At 40.1% G+C, this 4,379-nt stretch carries 7 protein-coding genes; 4 read left to right on the top strand and 3 right to left on the bottom strand.

Annotated elements, in window-relative coordinates; all coding sequences use genetic code 11:
* Window positions 1-122 precede the first annotated feature (122 nt).
* Together AC6UD0_RS07000 and AC6UD0_RS06995 are read left to right on the top strand one after the other, a co-directional pair.
* Window positions 123-530, top strand: coding sequence for a helix-turn-helix domain-containing protein (locus tag AC6UD0_RS07000; RefSeq protein WP_500694080.1), 408 nt, complete (start codon window positions 123-125; stop codon window positions 528-530).
* A 9-nt stretch (window positions 531-539) separates the two neighbouring features.
* Entirely contained in the window at window positions 540-1,385 is an 846-nt protein-coding gene (locus AC6UD0_RS06995; RefSeq protein WP_500694081.1) for an SAM-dependent methyltransferase, read from the top strand.
* Between the two features lie 190 nt (window positions 1,386-1,575).
* Here AC6UD0_RS06995 and AC6UD0_RS06990 read toward each other — a convergent pair whose 3' ends face one another.
* On the bottom strand, window positions 1,576-2,049 hold the full coding sequence (locus AC6UD0_RS06990; RefSeq protein ID WP_500694082.1) for a hypothetical protein: 474 nt from the start codon (window positions 2,047-2,049) through the stop codon (window positions 1,576-1,578).
* Window positions 2,050-2,064: 15 nt separating this feature from the next.
* A complete protein-coding gene (locus AC6UD0_RS06985) occupies window positions 2,065-2,484 on the bottom strand; it encodes a hypothetical protein (RefSeq protein WP_500701272.1) in 420 nt (139 codons plus the stop codon).
* Window positions 2,485-2,620: 136 nt separating this feature from the next.
* Between AC6UD0_RS06985 and AC6UD0_RS06980 the strand changes: the two genes are divergently transcribed.
* Together AC6UD0_RS06980 and AC6UD0_RS06975 are read left to right on the top strand one after the other, a co-directional pair.
* A complete protein-coding gene (locus tag AC6UD0_RS06980; RefSeq protein WP_500694084.1) occupies window positions 2,621-3,061 on the top strand; it encodes a universal stress protein in 441 nt (146 codons plus the stop codon).
* 52 nt (window positions 3,062-3,113) lie between these two features.
* The gene (locus AC6UD0_RS06975; RefSeq protein ID WP_500707418.1) at window positions 3,114-3,998 is read left to right on the top strand and encodes an RluA family pseudouridine synthase; all 885 of its coding nucleotides are present in this window, start codon (window positions 3,114-3,116) and stop codon (window positions 3,996-3,998) included.
* A gap of 56 nt (window positions 3,999-4,054) precedes the next feature.
* Here AC6UD0_RS06975 and AC6UD0_RS06970 read toward each other — a convergent pair.
* Window positions 4,055-4,379 (bottom strand): phosphoketolase family protein (locus tag AC6UD0_RS06970; protein WP_500708612.1); only part of this gene is annotated, 325 nt, incomplete at its 5' end.

Raw genomic sequence — 4,379 nt, 5'->3', positions numbered from 1 at the left:
TTCCTTTCTTTTCAATTCATTTTAATCTATTTAAATAATAACATTTAAATCTTTATTTTAAAATAAGTCACTCGTGCTTTTTGATGATATTATGAAGTATAATGGTATTAAGGAGTGATTCTATGTTTCCTGAAAGACTCAGAGCTTTACGAACCGGTCAGAAAATCACATTGACTGACCTTGCAAACGGATTAAACACAATGTTTCCCACTGACAAAGAGCATGAGAATACCGCCTCACAGATCGGCAATTGGGAACGTGGAATCCGTAATCCTTCTTACATTGAAGTCAAAAAATTAGCTGAATTTTTTGGGGTGTCAATGGACTATTTGAGTGGCCGAGTTGACCATGAAGAATCCGATCTTTCCAAGTTATTTATCTCTGGAAAGCAACTCTTCTTCAACGGCGAAGCCATTAATAACAACGATCGGTACGAGATTTTTCAACTTATCAACGGCTACCTTCACGGTAAACAAAACAGAGACGATGACCACAAAAATCACCAAGAATCGCTTGACTTACACTACTAAGGACATCAAATGGATAAACGTAAACTCAGAAAAAAACTCAAAAAACGTCATCAGTTGAAACAGGCGACTCCACCTTACATTCATCAAATGGAACAGTATCGTGACGAGTATCGGGAGTATCCTGAGATTAAATACTTAATTAACAACGTCTTAGCAGCCAATCAATTACTTACGGCTGGTAGACTTCCGCAGGATTTGCCCAAGCTGATTCTTCCTGATGACATTCAGGACCAGATTTATCAAAAAATCAATTCCAAGTACGCCATGAATGATCGTAGCGGTGATTCCGAATGGAACCGGCTTTCAGGCGATCTTTCTAACCTTGACAAGCACTTGCGTGACTTTCGTGATTATCTCGAAAATCAATACGGGATGTGGGCCTACATCTCCTCATCGTTTACCTACCATCTTGCAAAATACTTAGATGGTAATGCTGCCCTTGAAGTAATGGCGGGTAACGGCTACATCTCAAAGGGACTCCGTGATAACCACGCAAACGTCATCGCAACTGACAGTTTAGATTGGCAAAACGAGAACGAAACTGGCAGACATCCCGTCACTAACGTGGAAAAGTTATCAGCTCTCGACGCATTTCACAAGTATCAGGACCAGATTGACTACGTAATTATGTCGTGGTCTCCAGATGGCATTCCAATCGATAATGAACTTCTTGAAGCAATCAGAAAGTCAAATCGTGATATCAAATTAATCGTCATTGGTGAGAGAAACGGGGCCACCGACTCCAAAGAGTTCTGGCAAAACGCACAACTTTACGATGACGAGGGCATTAAGAACCTGAATCAACACTATTCAAACTTCGATTTAATCCAAGATCACGTTTATTTAGCAAAATAAAAGAGCTTCCAACTTTTGTTGGAAGCTCTTTTTGGCATCTGAACAAGTCAGACGGACTAACTAGGTGTTCACATCACCTGCTAATCAAACCATCTGCAATCCGGCAGATAAACATGGTTCCCACAATCAGACTAAAAAGTCTGCTCGGCTCGTCGCATACCTTCATTGTATCATAATTAGTAATTAAAAGCTATTTAGAACTTGCGTCATCCTGTTCATTAGCCGCAATCTGATCTAATTTATCCTGAGTCCAGTCAACGAACTGCGCCAAATAAGTCCCATCGGGCTCCTTTTCAAAACTAGTTGAATCCGCCAACTCATCAATTCGCATTTTAGAACGGTTGACGTTGGGAGAAGCAATGATCATGTACACATTGACTGATTTTATCCCGTCTCCCACCGTTATTTTAGCAATGTTTTTAGCGTAGTCTAGCGGTAAATTAATGACCGAGGTCTGCAGTTTCAGCTGAATGTCATGATCAGAAACGGTGATTTCCGCGCTGGCAATCCTGTCTTCTTTCAGATTACTTGCGATAAAATCAGTCATCTTCTTCAAGTTTCCCTTTAAGTCAGATTGCAACTTTTTAAGGGACATTTCCGACACCTGTTTCTGAAAATCATCATTTCCAGCTGCTTCAACAAACTCTTTTTCATCAATTTTCATTTCATTCACCTAACTTTATTTTCTAAACTTCATATAATGAGCCACACGTTCTTTCGTCGTTGCCTTTCGGACCTGATAAGCAATCATGAACCAGTAAATATTTACACCAATGGAACCAATTACCAGCACAATGACGGCAATTCGAAGTGGCCATGTTGCATGACTAATGGTAATCATCGCAATAATCGCTGCGATTAACCCAATCGTGTAAATAACCTGAACGGCTGCCAACAAATAATATCCTAAACGACTTTTAAAAGCAACCAGAATCATCGGAATCAAATACATAATGGCTGCAATGGCTGACGTGCGAACTAGGCCACTGACACTCGACTTGACCGTTAATTTCATGATTGGCATCGTCATAACAATGTTTACAATCCAGAACAATATCAGTGAAATAAACGCCCACGTTAACGTCTGTTTTCTTTTCATTTTACTCATCCTTTTAGCTTCAGTATAACGAACTTCTCAATTTGATACCAACAATTTTTGTTTTAGCTAAATTCGTTACGTAAATTCTTAAAACATGGTATAGTTAGTGTATAAGAAAACAAATGAGGTGAGCTAAATGGCCAAGAATTACAAGAGGATTTTAGCACCGGTGGATGGTGCTGAAGATACAATGCCTGTTATGAGTCGTGCAATCACAATGGCTAAACAAAATGACAGTCACTTAGATATTTTAAATGTAATTGAAGTTAACCAATTCAACCGTAGCTACGGGGATGCAATTACCGCCGACGCTGTTTACCAGTTAACTGACAAGACAAAGAAGATTCTTGAAACTTTGAAACAACAAGCAATTGACGCTGGGGTAACCGACGTATCAATTCATATGCGTTTTGGTAATCCCAAGAAAGTCATTGCCAAGGAATTTCCAAGCGATCACCATGATGACCTGATCATCATCGGTGCTACTGGTCTTTCAGCCGTTGAACGTTTGATGGTTGGCTCGGTCACTAGCTACGTCACACGTGCTGCTACTCAAGACGTCTTAGTAGTCAAATAGTCACAAAATCTCTACCCACTTATTGAGTGGGTTTTTTATTTTGAGGAATTTTATGAAGAAATGGAAATATGAATTAACCGTCCCCAAATCATTTGATCAACAAACCGTTCGGGAGTATCTGCACGAATATCTTTTAATTCCCAAGCATTTGATTTTCTCACTAAGAAAAAATCATCGCGTGTTAATTAACGGTCAGTACCTGCCCATGAACTTTCTGGTTAAGCAAAATGATCGAGTCACACTCGAGTTTATTGCTACCGATTTTAAAGTCCCGTTCCCACACGTTTCATCAGATTCATCGAAACCACTAAACGTTGTCTACGAAAACTCTGACTTTTTAATTGTTAACAAGAATCGCGGTGACAAGACCCATGCCAATCAACCTCACGAAATGGGATCCACCCTTAATTTTGCTGCCAACTACCTTCAACCCCAAAACGACGCTTACATGGTTCATCGCTTAGATCAACAAACCAGTGGTGCACTTATCATCGGCAAGAATCCATCCGTGGTCCCCATCTTAGTCAAAATGATTGAAACTAAAGCAGTCAAGCGAACTTACTTGGCCTGGGTTCATGGTCATTTTAAAAATCAATTGGGAGTAATCAATCAGCCAATTGGTTTTGATCCTTACGACCAGCGTAAACGCAAAATTAACGGACCAAATTCTAAATCAGCGATCACAAATTACAAGGTCATAAAAACGGATCCAGACAAAACCCTCGTGGCCCTTCAACTTCAGACCGGTCGAACCCATCAAATCAGGGTGCACTTGGCTTCCACTGGTCATCCGATCATTGACGATCCCTTATACGACCCGAACGGTCATCATGATCATCCCATGCTGCTTCATTCTTGGCGGGTCCAAATGATGACACCGTTTTACCATCAACCACTTGAAGTTACTGTCCCACTACCGCCTGAATTCAATATGTAAACAAAAAGAGTGAACTCATATGAGTTCACTCTTTTCTAATTAATTAGTTACATTAATTATTTCTTAGCTGGTTTTTTAAGTGGTTCCCATTTCCAGTTTTCAACTTCTGGCAAGTCAGTACCGTACTCTCTAATGTAGTGGTCGTGCTTGTCGAGCATGTTGTTCATTTCTTGGATAAATCCAGTACCCTTAAGGGCGTATTCTGGAATATCAGAAACAACTTCCTTAGACAAATTGAATCGGTCTAATTGGTTCAAGACACGCATGTCAAATGGTGTAGTAATGTCACCATTTTCACGGTATCCATGAACGTGAACGTTCTTATTGTGACGATCAAAGAAGATGGTTCTGATAATATCTTCGAAACCGTGGAATGCGAAT

This window comes from Fructilactobacillus sp. X7R9C1, assembly GCF_059901005.1.
Note: the sequence above shows the minus strand (reverse complement) of the source record. Positions and strands in the feature narration are given on the sequence as shown.

Bases quoted from the DNA above. Each gene is read 5' to 3' on its own strand.
- AC6UD0_RS07000 (WP_500694080.1), top strand. From the start codon at position 123: ATGTTTCCTGAAAGACTCAGAGCTTTACGAACCGGTCAGAAAATCACA.
- AC6UD0_RS06995 (WP_500694081.1), top strand. From the start codon at position 540: ATGGATAAACGTAAACTCAGAAAAAAACTCAAAAAACGTCATCAGTTG.
- AC6UD0_RS06990 (WP_500694082.1), bottom strand. From the start codon at position 2,049: ATGAAAATTGATGAAAAAGAGTTTGTTGAAGCAGCTGGAAATGATGAT.
- AC6UD0_RS06985 (WP_500701272.1), bottom strand. From the start codon at position 2,484: ATGAAAAGAAAACAGACGTTAACGTGGGCGTTTATTTCACTGATATTG.
- AC6UD0_RS06980 (WP_500694084.1), top strand. From the start codon at position 2,621: ATGGCCAAGAATTACAAGAGGATTTTAGCACCGGTGGATGGTGCTGAA.
- AC6UD0_RS06975 (WP_500707418.1), top strand. From the start codon at position 3,114: ATGAAGAAATGGAAATATGAATTAACCGTCCCCAAATCATTTGATCAA.